The organism is Pseudomonas sp. 05N433 (genome assembly GCF_056396925.1).
This window is the reverse complement of the sequence record NZ_JBFTML010000065.1, coordinates 12397-31747: the sequence shown is the minus strand read 5'-3', so window position 1 is coordinate 31747 and position 19351 is coordinate 12397. Positions and strand designations below refer to the sequence as shown.

General features: G+C 59.0%; 16 protein-coding genes. 13 read left to right on the top strand and 3 right to left on the bottom strand.

Annotated elements, in window-relative coordinates:
• Positions 1-246: 246 nt before the first annotated feature.
• The gene (locus AC1DIS_RS25945; RefSeq protein WP_064618677.1) at positions 247-507 is read left to right on the top strand and encodes a hypothetical protein; all 261 of its coding nucleotides are present in this window, start codon (positions 247-249) and stop codon (positions 505-507) included.
• 191 nt (positions 508-698) lie between these two features.
• Here AC1DIS_RS25945 and AC1DIS_RS25940 read toward each other — a convergent pair whose 3' ends face one another.
• Positions 699-1163, bottom strand: a complete 465-nt coding sequence (locus AC1DIS_RS25940; protein WP_086945144.1) for a VOC family protein — start codon at positions 1161-1163, stop codon at positions 699-701.
• A 204-nt stretch (positions 1164-1367) separates the two neighbouring features.
• On the opposite strand from AC1DIS_RS25940, the gene AC1DIS_RS25935 reads away from it, so the two are divergent.
• From AC1DIS_RS25935 to AC1DIS_RS25925, 3 genes are all read left to right on the top strand, one after another.
• Positions 1368-2432: an alpha/beta fold hydrolase gene (locus tag AC1DIS_RS25935; RefSeq protein ID WP_477743665.1), complete on the top strand. Its 1065-nt coding sequence runs from the start codon at positions 1368-1370 to the stop codon at positions 2430-2432.
• 159 nt (positions 2433-2591) lie between these two features.
• Complete coding sequence (locus AC1DIS_RS25930; protein WP_477743666.1) at positions 2592-2903, top strand: hypothetical protein; 312 nt, start codon at positions 2592-2594, stop codon at positions 2901-2903.
• 15 nt (positions 2904-2918) lie between these two features.
• The gene (locus AC1DIS_RS25925) at positions 2919-3122 is read left to right on the top strand and encodes a hypothetical protein (protein WP_477743667.1); all 204 of its coding nucleotides are present in this window, start codon (positions 2919-2921) and stop codon (positions 3120-3122) included.
• A 24-nt stretch (positions 3123-3146) separates the two neighbouring features.
• Here the strand turns inward: AC1DIS_RS25925 and AC1DIS_RS25920 are convergent, their stop codons facing one another.
• A complete protein-coding gene (locus AC1DIS_RS25920; RefSeq protein ID WP_477781164.1) occupies positions 3147-4154 on the bottom strand; it encodes an aldo/keto reductase in 1008 nt (335 codons plus the stop codon).
• A gap of 92 nt (positions 4155-4246) precedes the next feature.
• Here AC1DIS_RS25920 and AC1DIS_RS25915 point away from each other — a divergent pair, with 92 nt between their 5' ends.
• From AC1DIS_RS25915 to AC1DIS_RS25885, 7 genes are all read left to right on the top strand, one after another.
• A complete protein-coding gene (locus tag AC1DIS_RS25915) occupies positions 4247-5146 on the top strand; it encodes a LysR family transcriptional regulator (protein WP_018925615.1) in 900 nt (299 codons plus the stop codon).
• Between the two features lie 57 nt (positions 5147-5203).
• Entirely contained in the window at positions 5204-5524 is a 321-nt protein-coding gene (locus tag AC1DIS_RS25910; RefSeq protein ID WP_111454019.1) for an isochorismate lyase, read from the top strand.
• Between the two features lie 709 nt (positions 5525-6233).
• Positions 6234-7472, top strand: a complete 1239-nt coding sequence (gene wecB, locus AC1DIS_RS25905; RefSeq protein ID WP_477743819.1) for a non-hydrolyzing UDP-N-acetylglucosamine 2-epimerase — start codon at positions 6234-6236, stop codon at positions 7470-7472.
• A 41-nt stretch (positions 7473-7513) separates the two neighbouring features.
• Positions 7514-9727, top strand: coding sequence for a hypothetical protein (locus AC1DIS_RS25900; protein ID WP_477748846.1), 2214 nt, complete (start codon positions 7514-7516; stop codon positions 9725-9727).
• Positions 9728-9739: 12 nt separating this feature from the next.
• Positions 9740-11854 carry a glycosyl transferase family protein gene (locus AC1DIS_RS25895; protein ID WP_477743669.1) on the top strand — a complete coding sequence of 705 codons (2115 nt, stop codon included), beginning with the start codon at positions 9740-9742 and terminating at the stop codon, positions 11852-11854.
• Positions 11851-14397 carry an NfrA family protein gene (locus AC1DIS_RS25890; protein WP_477743670.1) on the top strand — a complete coding sequence of 849 codons (2547 nt, stop codon included), beginning with the start codon at positions 11851-11853 and terminating at the stop codon, positions 14395-14397. Before AC1DIS_RS25895 ends, AC1DIS_RS25890 begins: the two co-directional genes overlap by 4 nt.
• 172 nt (positions 14398-14569) lie before the next feature.
• Positions 14570-15352 carry an alpha-amylase family protein gene (locus AC1DIS_RS25885; protein ID WP_477781165.1) on the top strand — a complete coding sequence of 261 codons (783 nt, stop codon included), beginning with the start codon at positions 14570-14572 and terminating at the stop codon, positions 15350-15352.
• Positions 15353-15463: 111 nt separating this feature from the next.
• On the opposite strand, the gene AC1DIS_RS25880 is transcribed toward AC1DIS_RS25885, so the two are convergent.
• On the bottom strand, positions 15464-15955 hold the full coding sequence (locus AC1DIS_RS25880) for a hypothetical protein (protein ID WP_477743671.1): 492 nt from the start codon (positions 15953-15955) through the stop codon (positions 15464-15466).
• A gap of 425 nt (positions 15956-16380) precedes the next feature.
• Between AC1DIS_RS25880 and AC1DIS_RS25875 the strand changes: the two genes are divergently transcribed.
• Both AC1DIS_RS25875 and AC1DIS_RS25870 read left to right on the top strand, forming a co-directional pair.
• The gene (locus AC1DIS_RS25875; protein WP_477743672.1) at positions 16381-17004 is read left to right on the top strand and encodes an eCIS core domain-containing protein; all 624 of its coding nucleotides are present in this window, start codon (positions 16381-16383) and stop codon (positions 17002-17004) included.
• A 208-nt stretch (positions 17005-17212) separates the two neighbouring features.
• Positions 17213-19252: a bifunctional DedA family/phosphatase PAP2 family protein gene (locus AC1DIS_RS25870; RefSeq protein WP_477781163.1), complete on the top strand. Its 2040-nt coding sequence runs from the start codon at positions 17213-17215 to the stop codon at positions 19250-19252.
• Positions 19253-19351 lie beyond the last annotated feature (99 nt).

The window sequence follows — 19351 nt, the reverse complement described above, 5'->3', positions numbered from 1 at the left end:
CCATTTTCGCAGTGACATTCGGACAAATGGAAGCTTACACAATAATCACTTCTATGCCGCACCCAATGACTGACAACTTTTTCTTTATTACATTCTCCATCGAGCACGCCGCGTCCATCTTCTTTATCTTCTACGCTGCAATTAAAAGACGAAACCACCGAAGGAGAGGGATATACCGATAGCGGCTCACAAGATCAATCTGTAATCAGAGGCAATCTGGCGATACAAAATCTGGGAGACGAGAGAATGAATGCACTTAAACGCGTCGTGGGAGTACTGGCCTTAGGCTTTTGGTTTTCTTCATTTTTTGCCTGGAAATACTTTGATGCTCACGGACTGAGAACGCCGGATCTTCAAAGTGGAAAAACCTACCCGCTGGATACGCACGGTTCGGTTGTATACCTAACGCCCCATGAGCATTACTTTTTGTACGGTTTGATCATCGCTGGCATAGTGTTTTTCCTACTCAGCGCTGTTTTTTATTTTGTCGGGAGCAAGCGACCATAGTTTGTTGCCAGTGGACACAATGAAGAAGCACCATGGCGCTAACCAGCAAAATTCCACTCTACGACAGTCGATGGCCCACGCTCTTCCTTAGCGCCACGGTTTATGGGGGTCAGTCTCGACATCCGCTCGCAGTGACCACGTAGAGCCTGGACCAGTCGGCTAGTCAGCGTGGCAATGCCGAGCGCCCTCCCTCAGCCCTCCTCGGCAAATGCCTCCTTGATAAATGCCTCCAGCTCTTTCTCTTCAAGCAACTCAATAGAAAAATGCCCGAAGCGTTTCGGTAACCAGAGTATGCGTGTCCCACTTGGCGTCTGGAGGTTATCGCGAGACAGCGGTTTGCCGTTCTCATCTTCCGGCTGGACGCCTGCGTCGATCAATTCGTCGTAGGCTGCCTCGATGTCCGGTGTGGAATAGCAGTGCCGGTAGATGGTGCCTTCGCCGTTGGCGTCCATCAGAGCCTTGAGATTTCCGGTAAACGGTTGCACCAGCATAAGGCGCTCCGTACCAAACATGACGATCGCATAGCGCACATGCAAACCGTCGCGCTGCCAATCAAGTGTCTTTGAAATTCTGGCGCTGAAGACACGGGCGTAATACTTGCACGCTTCCTCAAGGTCTTTGACGAGAACATCCACGTGGCTGAACTTTAATTTCAATGGCCCCACCTTTTTCAGACATGCGATTTGATACCGAGATCTCTCCTTATGTATCACAGTGTGTCTGATTAGCCTCTTGATACATGATTTTTCACCAGGCCTGCGATTCGACACAGACCAGATACGTCGCTACGTTCAAATGCAAGCAAGGTTTCAAGGGGCTCAGCCAGATCCCTGGCCAACGACTTGCAACGGAGACATCACATGAAGATGGCACTGCAGAACAAAACCGGCAAAACCCGCCACCGCCTGGTCGGCTCGTCGATCCTCGCGTTTACCCTGTTCAGCGCTCTCGGTGCGGCCCACGCACAAACGACCACCGCGGCGCAGCCAACCTCGGTCAATGCTGGTGCCACTCATGCAACACCCTCCCCGTTCGGCCCGCTCAAGCATGTCAACGCCGGCCTGCTGGACGTGGCATACGCCGAAACAGGCCCGGCTAATGGGCCAGTGGTGATTCTTCTGCACGGCTGGCCGTACGACATTCACAGCTATGACAAGGTCGCCCCGTTGCTTGCCGCGAAGGGCTATCGAGTGCTGATGCCGTATGCGCGTGGCTATGGCGATACGCATTTTCTGTCCGATAAAACAGTTCGCAATGGCCAACCGGCTGCACTGGCCAGTGACGTCATCGACTTCATGGATGCGCTGAAGATCAAACAAGCCGTGCTCGGTGGTTACGATTGGGGCGCACGCTCGGCCGACATCGTCTCGGCGCTGTGGCCAGAACGGGTCAAGGCGCTGGTCTCGGTCAGCGGGTATCTGATCGGCAATCAGGCGGCCGGCAAGAACCCGCTGCCACCCAAGGCTGAATTGCAGTGGTGGTATCAGTTTTACTTCGCCACCGATCGCGGTCGCGCCGGGTACGAGAAAAACACCCACGACTTCGCCAAGTTGATATGGCAACTGGCTTCGCCGAAATGGGCGTTCGACGACGCCACTTTCGACCGCAGCGCCAAGGCGCTGGAAAATCCCGACCATGTCGACATCACCGTGTTCAACTACCGCTGGCGCCTGGGCCTGGTCCAGGGCGAGAGCCGATACGAAGCGCTGGAGCAGAAACTGGCCACGGCGCCTTCCATCAGCGTGCCGACCATCACCCTTGAAGGCGATGCCAACGGTGCGCCGCACCCGGCCCCCGAGGATTACGCCAAGCGCTTCACCGGCAAATACGAGTTCCGGCTGATCAGCGGCGGCATCGGCCACAACCTGCCGCAGGAAGATCCGCAGGCGTTCGCCAAGGCTGTGATTGATGCGGATCACCTTTGAGGTGATCTGACATCCATGCACTTGCCCCGCTGAACACCTTCACAACAACGGCTCGTTTATTTAACGAGCCGTTTTAACCAAGGCAGGCGTAACACCGTCTAATCTGAATAGAACACGACCACAAACACGCCTCCAACCTCTTGATACAGGGGAAACGGGATGATCGGCAAAACAGCACGCCAATGTTCGTCATGGATCCTCCCTTCCCTGCTCGTCATCAACCTGGCCCTGACCGCGGGCTGTGCGGGCAAAACTTCCACGGCCCGCTACTCGGCCTCAAGTGCAGACTCAAGCGCAGGCTCAAGTTGCTATGCAAAAGCGCTACCCACTGCTGGCGAGGGCGGCCTGGCCTGGGGCTCCACCCTGGACAAGGCTCGCCAAAAGTCCATGGATAACTGCATACGCTATGCCGGCCAATCCGGTGGCACGCCGACGACCTGTCATGTGGTGATGGCGGAGTGCAAAAACTGATAGCAAGGTGTATCGGTGACGCAGCAGATCCGGCCGTTGCTCAAGGAGATCGAAGCGAAACTGCCGTCACTTATGCTGCAACTGCAGAACTTCTCTCGCATGTGGATGGTGGTGCTGACCGCGCCGCCGGGCTTGATCGGTGTTGTGGTGGGTAGCATTGCGATCTTGATCGACCGCTCTGCTACCCATCGAACGCCTACGTTCAGTATGCAAAACTGAACACTCATACTCTTCTCAATAGTGTCAGGCGGCACCAGGGACATTTGTTCCCATGCCCGCCGGCAGGAACGGTCGAATTTCATCGATTTCCGCAGCGCTGAGGCGCAACTCCAGGGCTGCAATCAGCCCGTCTACTTGCGCACGATGGCGGGCTCCGACAATGGCGCCCGTCACGACCGGCTTGCGAAGTACCCAGGCGATGGCGACCGCAGCAGCGCTCACCCCGTGCCTTTCTCCAATACGTGCCATGACGTCAACCAATGCCAGGTTCGCACTCAAACGGGGTTCCTGGAAATCAGCACTTCGGGCCTTGCGCCAATCGTCTTCGGGCAGTTGCGAAATGCGTTCGCGCGTCATGCTGCCGGAAAGCAGCCCTGATTGAAGCGTGGAATAGGCAAGGACCCCCATCCCGGCCTGCTCGCAGAATGGCAAAACGTCCTGCTCAATGTCCCGCATCAAGGCCGAGTACGGCGGCTGGAGCGAAACGATCWCTGTCACCTCCTGCGCCCGCTTGAGTTGAGCGACATCGAAATTCGATACACCGATCGCGCGGATCTTTCCTTGATCGCGCGCGGCGGYCAAAGCCGAAAGCGCCACTTCAATGCCTTCACTGCTGGCGTCGGCAGGAAAAGCAGGCCAGTGGATCTGATAAAGATCGATCGTCTCGACTTGAAGCCGGCGCAAGCTTGCGTCGATCTCGGCGAGCAAGGATTGAGGGGCCAGTGAATGCGAAATCTTCTTCGTGACCGGGTCCCAGACCAAACTGCCTTTGGTGAACACCAAAGGACGCCGTGACGCCGGCACCCGCCGCAGCAATTGCCCCACCAATTGCTCTGCATGGCCCAAGCCATAAACCGCAGCGGTGTCAATCCAGTTCACGCCGCGTTCGACGGCATATTCAAGTGCGCCCAGGCTGTCCTTGTCATCCTGCGCTCCCCAACTGTACTCCCAGCCGGTGCCGGCGATTGCCCAGGTTCCCAGGCCAATCGGTGAAATCAGAAAATCCGATGATCCAAGACGATTGTTTTGCATAGCCACCTCTCCACGAATGATGGAGGAAGTATCCGGCAGAGGTCTCATGACGATAAGATAGGTAATCGTATTTGAACTACTGAACAAAACTCATGAGTCATCACCCCGATCTCTCTGAACTCGACGCCTTTGCCGCCGTCGCTCGCCATCGCAGCTTTCGCAAGGCCGCCGACGAACGTGGCGTTTCGGCTTCCGCGTTGAGTCACGCAATGCGAGCGCTGGAAGCACGTTTGGGCATCAGACTGCTGAACCGAACCACTCGTAGCGTGACCCCGACCGAGGCCGGCCAGCAGCTATTGGCGACGCTGGTCCCGAGCCTGCACCAGGTTAACGATGCATTGGCGCAATTGACCTCGATGCAGGAAGTGCCCACTGGCAAACTTCGCCTCAACGTGGCGCGTCCGGCGGCTCGCATCGTGTTTGCGAAAGTGCTGGCGCCCTTCGTGGCCATGTATCCACGTATTCAGTTGGACCTGATCACCGATGATGGATTGACCGATATCGTCAATGAGGGATTTGACGCTGGAGTCCGCTTTGGTGAAAGCCTGGCCGGTGACATGATCGCAGTCCCTGTCGGCGCACCTCAATCGTTCGTGACCGTAGCCGCGGATGCTTATCTGGCCGCGAAGGGAACCGCGCACGTCCCCCGCGACTTGCTCGACCATGCGTGCATTGCCAGGCGTTTTCCCAGTGGCAAACTTTACGCCTGGGAGTATCAAGCCGACGGTCAACCGATACGGTTATCCGTCACCGGCCCGCTGATTCTGGAAGACGATGCGCTGATGATCCAGGCAGCGAAAGACGGCGCTGGTATTGCCTATGTCTACGAGGAGCTGGTGCGCGACGATCTCCGGAACGGGCATCTCAGAGAAATACTCCAGGAGTGGAAAGCACCGCCCAGCCGGTTCTTTCTTTACTACTCAAGCCGGCGCCATGTGCCACCCGCCTTGAAAGCACTCATCGAATTTATCAGCGCTCGCGAGGCTGCATAGCCGTCGTAAAATCAAAACTTGAATCCCACGATTTTTTCAACAAACGGAGTCACCTACATGGAAGTCATCAATCAGTTGCAGCCCGCAGAGTGTGCAGGCATGGAAGATATCCGACGCGAAATCGACGCCCTGGACCAGGCCGTTATCAAGCTGTTGGGCAAGCGTTTTCACTACGTGCTGGCCGCCTCGAAGTTCAAGACCTCGGTGACTTCGGTGCGCGCTCCGGAGCGTTTCAAGGCCATGCTGGCAACACGACGCGAATGGGCCGAAGCCGAGGGCCTGAGCCCGGATGCCATCGAGAAGATGTACAGCGACCTGGTGAACCACTTCATTGCCGAAGAGATGAAACACTGGGCGGCTCATCGATCCGAAACCTGACGCTAGCGTCCTGACTGTCCGCCGAGGTCTATTTGGTCAGCCATGACAGGCTGCGATAGGCCTGGAGCGGACTTGCGCTCGACTCGCAGAAAACGCTGATGGCAAAGGAACTGCTATCGGCTGATTCTGTTGAAACACGGCCGAGTACACTGGCGAACACTTTATTCAAACATCAACTCCTATTAATACGTCATTTACCCTTTCACAAAAACTTATTACCCTACTGCATCGCGACAATATTCAGGCGTCATTTAAGTGACCGCCACAACCACCATTCTTCAGAGAAACAGACCCTTTACAGCGCCGACGCGACCGTTACAACCCATGAATAATTCATACGCACTGACGAACGGAGTAAAAATATAAAATAGCCATACAAATCAACAATATAAAACTTCAACAACACTTAAATAAAAACCTCATAAAATCATTAAAAACCATAAGTGACCGACCACGAATATAAAAGTTTCAAACTTTATAATTAAATAAAAACCCACACATAACGCTTTAAAATATTCACCTTTGATGCTAATAATCCGGCAGCTTCCGGGTTTCCAGGCGACGTCCCCTCTCACATGAAGTGAACATCAGCGCTCACGCTGACTATCCCGGCCTTTACTAAACTCAAATAACGCTAGCGTGGCTCAAGTTTCAATATAACTTGGGGCAGCTTTTGTGTTGCGCACTAGAACTGCGCGAGGAAGGCATCATCGTCCGCCATCATTCAAGGCTTAAAGTCCTTTCGATCTTCGGTACCCGTCCTGAAGCCATCAAGATGGCGCCTTTAGTCAAAGCCCTCGCTGCGGAACCTGGCATTCATTCGCAGATATGCATCACCGGCCAACATCAAAGCATGCTTAAACAGGTGCTGGATCTGTTCAACCTCAAGGCCGATTACACCCTCGATGTGATGACGCCGCACCAGACGCTTAATTCGCTGACCGCGGCGCTTTACGAGGCGATTGATCCGGTGCTGGAAATGGCCCAGCCGGATCGGGTGCTGGTACATGGCGATACCACTTCGGCCATGGTGGCCGCGATGGCTGCGTTCCATCGACGCATCCCGGTCGGCCATGTGGAAGCCGGCCTGCGCACCGGTGACATCTACAGCCCATGGCCGGAAGAAATGAATCGTCGCTGCATCGACCTGGGTGCGGACATGCTGTTTGCGCCGACCCACGAGTCGCAAAAAAACCTGCTCGACGAGCGTTTGCAGGGGCGCTCTTTCGTGACCGGCAACACGGTGATCGACGCTTTGCAGATGACCGCGCAGCGCATCGAACAGGACGCTGACCTGCGTGCAGGCCTGGATGAGCAATTCTCGTTCCTGCAACCCGGCCGCAAGGTATTGCTGGTCACCGGGCATCGTCGGGAAAACTTCGGCGAAGGCTTCCTCGACATCTGCAAGGCCCTGAGCCATTTGGCCCGGCGTGCCGACATCCAGATCGTCTATCCGGTGCACTTGAACCCCAATGTCATGGGCCCGGTCACCGAGCAGTTGGGCGACCTGCCCAATGTGCACCTGATCAAGCCACTGGACTACCTGGCTTTCGTGCGCCTGATGCAACGGGCACACGTGATCCTCACCGACTCCGGTGGCGTGCAGGAAGAAGCCCCCTCACTGGGTAAACCCGTGCTGGTCATGCGTGACGTTACCGAGCGCCCCGAAGCGGTCGCGGCGGGCACTGTGCGCCTGGTCGGGACCTCGCCGGACTCGATCATCGCGAGTGTCAACGCGTTGTTCGATGACGAGTTGCTGTGGCGTCGATGCTCCCAGGCGGCCAACCCATACGGCGATGGCTACGCCAGTGCGCGCATCGTCGACGCGCTGATGGGTCGTCCGGTCGATGAGTTCGTCGTCGCTCGGCAGTCATTGCCCAAGTTCCTGCATTACCCGACAGCGGTGCCTGTGCCCGAGGAAAATTACCCGGCTTTCACCTCTCTCTAAACCGAACCGCTCCTCCCCTTATCAGCTCGAGATCTACCTGAATGAAGTCTTCCGTTGCCATCCATACGGGGGCGCTCAGCGCCCTTGCCTGTGGCGTGAGCCTGCTCGCGCTCATGCCGACCTTCGCCTTGGCCGCGGACAGCCCGCTCACCCAGGCGATCAACCGACTCAACGCCGACACTCGGCAGGAGCGTGAGATCCGCTTGAGCGATCTGGGGATCGACGCCCCCATCATCCTGGGTTCCACCGATGCCCGGCGCGAATTGTATTTACCCGTGCCGGCGGGCGTACCACTGACCGATGCCACGCTGAATTTCGACGCCAGCTACCTCAACGGCGAAGGCGGCCGCAACACCTTGCTGCTGTCGCTGGACGGTTATCCGGTGCGCGCCGAAGGGCTCAGCGAAGCTCAAGGTGACGCCAGCGCCACGCTGGGCGTGGACAAGACCGCGCGTGACAGCGGGTCGGTGCGCCTGGGTATTGCCTGGTCGTCGATCGTGTCCCGCGTGTTGTGCGAAGACGAACGCGCCATCGGCAACGTATTGCGTATCGAACCGGACACCCGCCTCAACTACAGCTACGACGCCAGCCAGTTACAGGACGTTGGTGCAGCCTGGACGGCACTGCCCGGCAAACCGGGGATCATGGTCGCGCCGGGCACCCTAACCGCCGAAAGCTACGACGCCGCCTGGCGTCTGGGCGTGGCACTGGAACGGATCGGCAAGCACAGCCACATCCTGCCCTATCCTGCCGTACAGGACAGCGTTGACCTGACCGGCCTGCGTATCCCGGCCGAGCTGCAAACTATTCCAGCGTTCGCCAGCCTCAGCGGCAAAGGCCCGCACGTCCTGGAGAACCCGGCGCAAATCGGCGCGCTGCTGATGTTGGGGCAAACCCCGAACGTCCAGGCGGATCTGGCCATCAACGACCCGCAACTGCTCAAGGCCGTCAATGAGTCTCTGGATGCGCTGCAAAGTCAGATTCAAGGTCTCGACGCCACCGCAGCCAGCGCCTTCGCGCAATGGCGTGTGCGGCATATCAATGCAGGCCTGGCCGCCACCGGCACGGACAATGTGCGCCTGGCATTGCTGGGGACACGCCCGGTGCTGACGATCGCACCGCAAGCGACCGGCAAGGCCTTGGCCTTGTTCAGCTCCGCCTGGAACACACTGGCACGCAGCCGCCAATTGACCGTCAGCGAAGCACAGTTGCCATTGAGCGCCGACGGCCGTGTGGCCTTGTCGCGCCTGGGCGGCAAACCCGGCGCGATCGACGTGCTGGCCAAATCCGACTGGAGCACCTCGTTCCCTCTGGGCAGCGTGGCCTACGACGGACGTCTGCCGGTGAAGGCGGTGATCGATGTGTCCGCCGCACCCGGCGCCTCGGACACCGCGCCGGTGGCCTCGCTGTTTCTCAACGATTATCTGATTGGCGCACAACAGCTCGTGGCCAACGGAGAAAAGCAACGCATTGAAGCGCGGATCCCACGTTACGCCGTGGGCTCGACCAACGTGCTGCGTGTGTCGTTCCAGCGCCAGCCGGTCAGTGATCGCTGCCTCGAAACGCCACAAGCCTTCCCGGTCTCGGTGCTACCGACCAGCCATATCGTGTTGGAAAAGACTGCGCTGGATGATGACTTTTCCGGCATGGCTGCACGCTTTGCCGTGAACGCGCAGATCCTCGTGCCGCAGGCCTACCTCGAACACCCGGCAAGCAGTTTGCCGCAGGTGATTTCGGTGGCTGACGCCGCCGGTGTTTCGCCGCTGCGTGCGCAATTGAATATCAGCGCAGACCCGAAAGTCTCAGTCACGCCAGACAAAGCCTTCCTGGCCTTCGAGTTGCCGATCAAGGACAGTAAAGAGTCGGTGCAGGTCGACGAGCAGGGCCGCCTGCGTATCAATCACAAGGATCAGGTGTTGCTCGACGTGCATCCCCTCAACCACCTGGCTTCGTTGCAAGCCGTGGAAAGCGGCGGCCAGCACGGTCTGGTCTATCGCACACTGGGCACCGACGCCCCCCGCTTCGCCAGGCAGGTTCTGCTGAGTCGCGGCGACGTCGCCATCCTCGGTGACAACGGTACGCTGACCACCTTCGACACCCAGGACCCCAGTGGCAGCCAATTGATCGACCACGAAGAACCCAAGGGGCTGGACGCCTGGCGCACACCGTCGCTGTTGTGGCTGATTCCCGGTGGCATCCTGTTGGTCCTCATCCTGTTGCTGGCCGGCCGTAACGCCCGTCGCAATCGCCAGTAACGGTAACCCTCGATGACGTCGCTTTATTGGCCCTATTGGCTGGCCCACTACTACAGCTTCCTGGAGACCTCGACCATCGTGGTCGCGGTGCTGATTCTGATTTCCAGCCTGGACGATCTGTTCATTGACCTGTGGTACTGGTCTCGTCGCCTGTTCCGCAAATTCACCGTGGGTCGCAAGTACCGGCCGCTGACCGCCGAGCAACTGATGGCCCGGGATGAACAACCGCTGGCAATCATGGTTCCGGCCTGGCTGGAATACGACGTCATCGCGCCGATGATCGAGAACATGGTGTCGACCCTGGACTACCAGAACTATGTGGTCTTCGTCGGCACCTACATCAACGACCAACGCACCATCGATGAAGTGGAGCGCATGCGTCGGCGCTACAAGCAGCTGCATCGCGTGGAAGTCCCGCATGCCGGGCCGACCTGCAAGGCCGACTGTCTGAACTGGGTGATCCAGGCGATTTTCCTGCATGAGAAAACCCACGGCATGACCTTCGCCGGCGTCGTGCTGCACGACAGCGAAGACGTGCTGCACCCGCTGGAATTGCGCCTGTTCAACTACTTGCTGCCGCGCAAGGACATGATCCAGTTGCCCGTGGTTTCGCTGGAGCGCAACTGGTACGAATGGGTGGCCGGCACCTACATGGACGAATTCGCCGAATGGCATGGCAAGGATCTGGTGGTGCGAGAAAGCATGACCGATACCGTGCCATCTGCCGGGGTCGGCACCTGTTTTTCACATCGTGCCTTGCGAGTGTTGGCCGGGGAAACCCAGAACCAGCCATTCAACACCGACAGCCTCACCGAGGACTACGACGTCGGCGCACGCCTGGCCAAGGTCGGTATGAATGCGATCTTCGTGCGCTTCCCGGTGCAGTTTCGCGTGCTGCGCAAATCATGGTTTCGCAAGCCTTACGAATCGACCCTGAAGATGCCGTTGTGCGTGCGCGAATTCTTTCCCGACACCTTCCGCACCGCGTTCCGCCAGAAGGCCCGCTGGACATTGGGCATCGGGCTGCAAGGCTGGGAACAAATGGGCTGGAGCGGCTCGCTGGCCAACCGTTATCTACTGTTTCGCGACCGCAAAGGCGTAGTGACGGCGTTCGTCAGCATCATCGCCTACGTGATTCTGGCGCAGTTGCTGGGCCTGATTGTTTTGCGCCAGAGCGGACTGTGGGACGTGAGTTTCCCGACGCCGTTTGAAACCAACGGCTTTATCCAATACCTGCTGCTGGCCAACGGTATCGCGCTGGCCTGGCGCATCGCGCATCGCTGCTATTTCACCACCGTGCTATACGGCTGGCAGCATGGTTTGCTGTCGATCCCGCGCATGGTGGTGGGCAACTTCGTCAACTTCATGGCCGCGTCACGGGCCTGGCGCATGTTCCTGGTTGGCAAGGCGCTGAACCGCAAACTGGTGTGGGACAAGACCATGCACGACTTCCCGTCCACCGACCTGGTCGCTGCCGCACCGCGCAAACTGGGCAGCGTGTTGCTGTCCTGGCAGGCGATCAACGAAACCGACCTGCAAAATGCTCTCGTCGAACAGAAAACCCGACACATGCCATTGGGGCGGATTTTGCTCAGCAACGGCTGGCTGGACGACGAAACGCTCGCGGAAGCCATCGCCTTTCAGAACGACTTGCCGCGGGTGTTCGATGTGGCCGCCAAGGCGCGGGACTCGAACCAGACCCTGGACGACGAATTCGCCCTGCGCTGGCGCGTGGTGCCGCTTGGCTTGAATGCCGACGGCCGTGCGCAAGTCGCCGTGGCCAGCCCACTGCCGGCCGAAGGCCTGCAACAGGTCAGCGACGAACTGGGCAGCGAACCGGTGCAGCTGATTGCCCGGGAGAGCGAAATCGTCGCGCAATTGCGTCAACTGAACGTGCGCGAAGGCCAATCCGTGCCGGATGCCCGAGCGCCATTGCTGGGCGACCTGTTGATCGAAATGGGCCTGCTGGATCGCGATGTGTTCAGCCGCGCGATGTTGCAGTACCGCCCGCAGCATCATGGCCGCATTGGCGACTATCTGGTCGACAGCGGCGTGCTGCCTCGCGCCACCATCGAAAAAGCCGTGGCACGTCAGCACAGCCACTACCCTGCGGAGCTTCCTGCATGAATCGCCCCTTACTGACCCTCATGGCCACGGGGCTGAGCCTGATACCTGCGTTTGCTCATGCCCAGACGCTGCCATTGCCATTGACCGGTCCGGCCTATGTCACCGCCAACGAGGCGTACAGCGCTTACGAGCGCAAAGACTATGACCTGGCCATCGCCAAGGCTCGCGAAGCGCTACGTCAGCGCGCCGACATCCAGCGTTTGAACACGCTGATTGTGCTGGCTCAGCGCGACAAGGACCTGCGTGATCATCCCAGGCGCTACCCGCAATCACGTCAGGCTCCGGGCTTCGGTGCTGCTGCCCAGGCCTTCAAGGCCTATGACCGCGATGACTTCGGCGCTGCTGCCCAGGCCGCACGCAAGGCCATCGCTCAGGCGCCTAAACGCATGGACTATCGACTGCTGCTGATCGAGTCCTTGCAGCGCCAACCGCATCTGCAGGAAGCGGATCAAGCCACCACCCAGGCGCTTGCGATGTTCCCGGACGACGACGCGTTGCTGATGCGGCGCACAGCGATTCGTCGTCAACTGGCGGTGCCGCTGGCGGTTCAGGGCTATCGCGCCCTGCAGCAAGGCCATGTGCCGCTGGCCGTGGATCAGGCCAGAAAAGCCGTCGCCTGGGCCCCGGAAATCGGCGCCAACCAGCAACTGCTGATCAGCGCCCTGCTCGCCGCCAACGATTACCCTGGGGCCGAGCAAGCCGCGTCCGCTGCATTGGCACAGGATGACGGGGAAATCGCACCGTGGATTCTGCGCAGCTACGCCCTTGATCGGCAGGGTAAGACTCAAGCCGCTCAAACTGACCTGAAGCAGGCCCTCGCCATCGATGGCCTGCCGCAAGCGCAAGTCCGCGACATTCGTTTCTTCGCCGCCGACGCCGCACTGGCCCATGGCGAGCCTCAGCAGGCGCTCGATGATTTGCAGCCACTGGTCGACGATGAAGGTGGCGAAATAGCCCGCCGACGCAGCGCCGCACGAGTGGCGCTGCGGCAGAAAAACAATGGGGATCTGAACACTGCCGCTCACGTCCCTGCTCCAGCCCTGAACTGTCAGGAAACGGCCTTCGGCCTGGTGTGTGATATCTGGCCTGGCAACCAACGCGACGACGGAACCGACCTCGCCGCCCAGGCCTATGCGGCCCTGGCCCGCAAGGACTTCGAAACGGCGGTTGCCCAAGCGAACCAAGCCGTCGGCCGCGCGCCGCACAACCCGGCGTATCGACGCCTATTGGTCGGAGCCCTGACCGACCAGAAGCATGTGCCCGAAGCCATCGCGGCGGCCAGCGATGGCCTCAAGGCCAATGGCGATGACGCCCGGCTGCTGAGCCAGCGCGGCTTCTTGCGTCAACAATCGGGGGACGATACCGGGGCACGCCAGGATTTTACCCGGGCCTTGGCCCTGGGCAGCTTGCCGGCTTACGAAGAGGCCAGTCTGTATGCCGCCATCGGCCAGAGAAGAACTGCGCGCGAACGGCTGCAACAGGCGCGGGACACCGGCGAACTGGAAGCGATGAGCGACCTGCAGATCGCCTACTTGTCGGTCCAGGCCGGCGACGATGACCGCGCCCGTGAATCGTTTCGCAAGGCCGATGCTGGCAGCCGACTCTCACCGACGGCAACGCAGGATGCCGCCTACAACGCCATGCGGGTCAATGACGATGAGCAAGCCGTCACCTATTTCAAGCGAGTCATCGACGCAAAAAATGCCGGTGAACTCGACATGTCCCCGCAGCAGCTCTTCGACACCCGTCGCGCGGTGGCCGATGTGTCGCGTACCTGGGGCTTGATCAGCACTACCAGTTATCGCGGCAACAGTTCCAGCAGCGGTCTGAGTTCAGCGCCGAGTAGCGGCAGTAACAGCAACGACAGCCTGCAAAACAGCACCGAACTGTCCTGGCGCCCGTTGGGCTATCGCAATGCACGTTTTGTCGAACTCTACGGCCGCGTCACCGACACGCTATGGAGCAAGAACAGCGATTCGGCTAGCGGTATCGATGCCCTGCAAGGCGCTGTTGGTGTGCGGGTCAAGCCGTTCACGGCGCTGAACGTGATGGCCGCCGTTGAGCGCACGTTCCCCTTGGGGTCGTCAGACGTCAACGGTGACTGGCTGGTGCGCCTGGGCTATAGCTCAAGTATCGGGACCGATTTGCGGGTCGATACCTCCAGCTGGTGGACCTCGCAGTTGTTCGCTGAAGGCGGTCATTACATCAATGACTCGCGTGACTATTTCAACAGCGAATGGCAGGTCGGCCGCAGTTACGCCATCGGCGGCGCAGGTTCACACTGGGTGAGCTTCCCCCATGTCGTGGCCGCATTCGACTATGACTCAAAGATGAACAGCGAGACCGATACCGACGGCAGCACGAGCTCATCATCCGGTAAGGCCGCAGGCATCGGCGTCGGCAACAACGTCCGTTACTGGTTCCGCGAAGATGCCTACAACGCCCCACGCTCCTATGTGGATTTTTCTCTGCAGTACCGCGTGAAGGTGCTGGGCGATGACCGCGCTCAAGGCGTGTTCGCTCGCCTGACGTATTCCTATTGAGGACTGGTATGAACGTTCGAGTTTATTTGTGCCTGGGGTTTAACCTGCCCTCGACGTGGGCATATCCCCCGCCCCTGAAAAAGGCAGCCCTGTGAAAATCTTTGGCTACACCGCCAGTCGCGCGACCGTTGTCGCCCTGTTGCTTATCGCTACCCTCGGCGCAGGTTCCGGCATGCTCTACGTGACACACACCAAGGCTCTTGACCCGGGGATTGTCGGCATCGTCTGGCAGCCGGACAACAAGACCGTCGGCATCAACGGCCACTGGGAAAAACTCGGCGCCCATGAGCTGCTGGTGCAATGGACCGTCGTCGACGATCAGGCATTCGCTCCCGGTACCGGCCTGCCCACCGTGCCGGTGTTGCCTGACTGGACCCGTATCGCCAAGGCGCCCTGGGCGCAGGATGTCATTCTCGGGCTGGCCGGTTACTTCAGCGAGAACCGCTCACGGGACAACATCGAGCAACTGGCCGCTGTCTCGGAACGCATCGCCAAATTGCCTACGCCGCTACACGTCACCGGCTGGTATTTCCCGGCCGAAGTCGACCCCAGCTGGACCCGCGCCAAAGAACTGCCCGCCCTGCTGGCCAAGCTGCCGCGACCGTTATGGATCAGTGTTTACGACGGCGCCAACATCGGCCCCGCCGCCACCGCCGATTGGCTCAAGCAATGGCTGCCGGATGACATCGGCGTGTTCTTCCAGGATGGCGTCGGCGTCTACGCCCGCACCGCACCGGTGGCCCGAACCTACGCCGACGCCATGCGCCAGCGCCTGGGCAAGGACCGTGTGCGAATCATCGTCGAAGCCTTTCGCCCCAACTTCGGCGGCGGATTCCGCTCCGCGACCGCGGCCGAACTCAAACCGCAACTCRCGGCCTATGACGGTTATCCGCTCTACCTGTTCGACGGACCGCACTACGTGACGCCTGAGTTGCTGGAGCAACTGGTGCGGTGAATCGCAAAGCAGCCATTTATAACGTCGTGGCTAACCGACGCCTAAAAGATATGAAGCCGACTGAAGCCCCCCCGGTTGAGCCGCAGCGAAGCAGGTAGTCTGGAATCGTAATCAAGTAGGTGCCGAATTAGTCCCTGCATTCGGGATCGCCGACTCCCGAGATCGAACCGCATACAATGCCGAAAAGATATCGCGGATATATTTCGGGCGCTCGGAGGCGGGAATTACCGGAAGAAAATCCAGCATGTCGATAATTGATTCATAGGCAAAACGCATTTCACGGTGATAACGCCAACGGGCACCGAATCCGAGGGCTCGCTCCATTGCGACGAACAACCCGGCGAGCGCAGAACACAAAGGTGCCACCCAAGTAAAGTTTGTAGCGGGTAACAGCGTCGCCAGTGTCGTCAACAGCAACACCAGGATAGTGCCGCCGTTAAACATGATCGGATCGGCCAAGACATCATGCAACTTGGCCGCGTCTGTCAATCGCACCTTCAACTGTTGAATCATTTCCGGGGGCAAGTCCGTTACACCGCTTACATCGGGCGCGACGGGCGCGACGGGCGCGACGGGCGCTTCAAAATTGGCGTCATCTGGCATACGAAACTCTCCTGAAGGAAGAGATCAATCCGCCCAACGGCAAACTTCTAGGCATGAGGAATTCAACTAACGAGCGAGTATAGATCATGGCATGCCGAATGCGGCTGAGTGAGTCTCCATCGGCTCCGGATCTTCTCATGCTGATTGTCTGCGCCAAGTGCCGGGTGACGTGCCGAACTGGCGTTTGAATGCGCCGGCACAGAGTCGGGTAACGCCGCCCGTAGCAGGATATCGTCAAGTGGCCGATCCAAGCGATGTGGCGCGTGCGGTACTTGCAGCCAGCACTTGGTCGGTGCTGGCCTGAAAAAGCTGTGGGCTCTGAAGGCAACAAACGGTGGCCGCAACGGTCCAACGCGCGGTTGAACACCAGGTGCGAGCTACCAGAAGCATCACCTGCCGACTGCCACTACCTCTGGGAGAACCAATTGTCAGCTGTCTTTTTGCGTCAAGTTTTCCGGTTATCGGTACTGCTCTTTTCCGTTGGCACTTCGTTTTCTGCTTACGCCTGCCCAAAAGGGCAGTACGAAGTCTGCGTGGTTACTTGTTTTTGTGCTCCGGGCTCCAAAGAGGAGACCGGGTCGATTTTTGAGAACATGAGCCAAATAGCTTCCACTGGATTACAGAGTTGGATCGTGCAATCGCGCGACACCGCGGCAACTGGCGATATTCGGACAATCCCGCTGAATATCCGGGCCCAACTCGAACCCTACTATGACATTCAAGTGCTTGATTCGGCCCGCTACAAGGTAGGCGATGATGAGGAGCTGAACGCCGCAAACACCATGTTGCAGAATCCCGATGTCACTGCGGTCACCCTGATAGACATCATCGTCTTTCGCAGTGCCGATGATGCCCTTAACAATGTCGCGCTGTGGGCGCATGAATTGAAGCACGTGCAGCAGTACCAGCAATGGGGAGTTCGGGAGTTTTCCACTCGCTATACCCGTGATTACACAGCCGTCGAGGCGCCTGCTTACGAGATTCAAGCCAAGGTAGCCAGAGCGCTAAGGGCCAGCGTGGCCCAATCAGAACCTCCTCGACATCCTTGAGTTCAAAGGGCCAGGCAATCCTGCCGTCTGCTGCTCTCCATCACAGACCCCGAGAGTCTCGACGCTGGACCAAAAACAGCCGCTGGGCGAAGCGATAGTTAATGAGTAGCTATGCTTAGTCTGTTGTGCAAACTGATTGTGCAGACGGGAATTGCAGACACCCGTGTCGATCGCCGCCCCACTGGTCCTCCATAGGTAGCCGCGAAATATGACGTCCTTGGTCTCATCGATCATCGAGTTACTCACGGCGCACCCGCATATCGTGTATCTGGCCGTGTTTCTCTTGGCACTTTCCGAGTCAATCCCGATCATCGGTGTCGTCGTTCCCGGCACCGCCGTGATTCTTGCGCTCAGCACCCTGGTGCCGAGCGGCGTGTTATTGCTCTGGCCGTTGCTGATCGCCGCCACGTCAGGCGCCATTGCGGGGGATGGTCTTTCGTTCTGGYTCGGGCACCGATACCGCCGCGAGATTCTTGGCCTCTGGCCACTGAACCGGCATCCTGAGCTGATTCAGCGCAGCGAAGCCTTTTTCAACCGTCATCGCGATAAAAGTATCTTTTTCGCGCGCTTCACACCGGGCGTCCGCGCCTTCGTTCCGCTCCTCGCCGGCACGCTGGGAATGGCGGTCAGTCGGTTCTATGCCGTCAATGTCGTGTCGGCGCTCGCCTGGGCTCCGTCGCATATCCTGCCCGGCGTGCTCGTCGGCGCGACGTTCAGCATTCTCGGTGCAGCTGCAAAGCCGCTCGCGATCTTGCTGACCGTTCTAGTCGCGGTGGGCTGGGTGGTCCTGCATATCGTGCGCTGGGCGCTGCATCGCGGCATCCCCTACTTCATCGTCGCAGTGCAGCGGTTGCGGGGCTGGACCGGCGCCCACGACACCTGGCTGAGCCGCAGTCTCACTCACTTCCTCGATCCTTCACGGCCCGAAGCACGGGCTCTCGCACTGTCGACGGTCCTGCTCGTCGGTGCCGCGTGGCTTTTCTTCGGTGTCCTTGAGGACATCATCAACGGTGACCCGTTGCTGCTTGCAGATAGCGCGATATACCGCGCGCTCCAGGATCTTCGCACTGCACCGGGCGATGCGGTGATGATCGCCATCACGGAACTCGGCGACACCAAGGTCGTGCTGGCGGTCACGATTGTTGTCTTGCTGTGGCTCATGTGGAAACGCGCCTGGCGTACGGCTGCCTATTGGCTGATTGCGATTGCCGGCGCTTCGGGGCTCACCATAGTCATCAAGGTAGCGCTGTATCGAGCTCTCCCTGCGGAACCTCTCTATTCCGGGTGGAGTGCCTTTTCCTTCCCCAGCGGCCACAGCACGATCAATGTCGTGCTATACGGTTTTCTCGCCTTCCTTATCGCGCGTGATACCCGCCCGGCACGGCGCCTCGTGGTCGCTCCTGGCGCAGCCACCCTGATATTTCTGATTGCATTCTCGCACCTCTACCTCGGGGCACATTGGCTTTCCGACGTGCTCGGGGGGCTGGCATTCGGATCCGCTTGGCTGGCGCTACTCAGCCTCTTCTACCTGCGGCGGCAGGCCGAGCACATTGGCTCAGCGGGGCTGCTCGCCCTCGGATGTGTGACACTTCTGCTCGCCGGCGGCTTCAATATCTATCGTAACCATACGACGGACAGCAGTCGTTATGCCGTCAAGGTGGGAACGTTGACCTTAGCTGCCACCGATTGGTGGACGTCGGATTGGCAGCAACTGCCGGTGCGGCGTATCGACCTCACTGGCGAGACGAATGAGCCACTGACGTTTCAGTGGGCCGGTGGTCTGCCGGAGTTGCAAGATGTCCTGCAGCGCAACGGATGGCGCACCTCAGCGGCATGGACACTGTTGAATTCCCTGAACTGGTTTACCGTCCAGGCTGACCCTGCCGATCTTCCGGTCATCCCTCTTTTCGCCAGTGGTCGCCTTCCCAGTCTGACGCTCATTCGAACGTATAACGATGATGGATCTGCCGGTTCGCGCCTGGTGCTTCGATTGTGGATCGTCGATATCGAGCTCACAAACGGGCGAACTATGCCGCTGTGGATTGGCTCGGTTGTCGAGGAGCGTTTCTATCATCCCCTGGCCCTCGTCACGTTAACGTCAACACAACCCGATGCGAATACACCGCGCAGAATGCTAGCGGCCGTTCTGGACGATGGGCGGCTCGTTTCCCGGACCGAAGGAATGGCGGATGCGTATTGGGATGGGCAGGTCCTGTTAGCTCGCACGGTGAAAAACAAAAATGAATGACCGTTCAGGGTCGTTTGCCGCCCTACTTCTGAAGGAGCGCTTCCCCATGGCCTGAATCAGGAATAAAGTAGCAAGACCTACATAAATCGTAGAAAACGC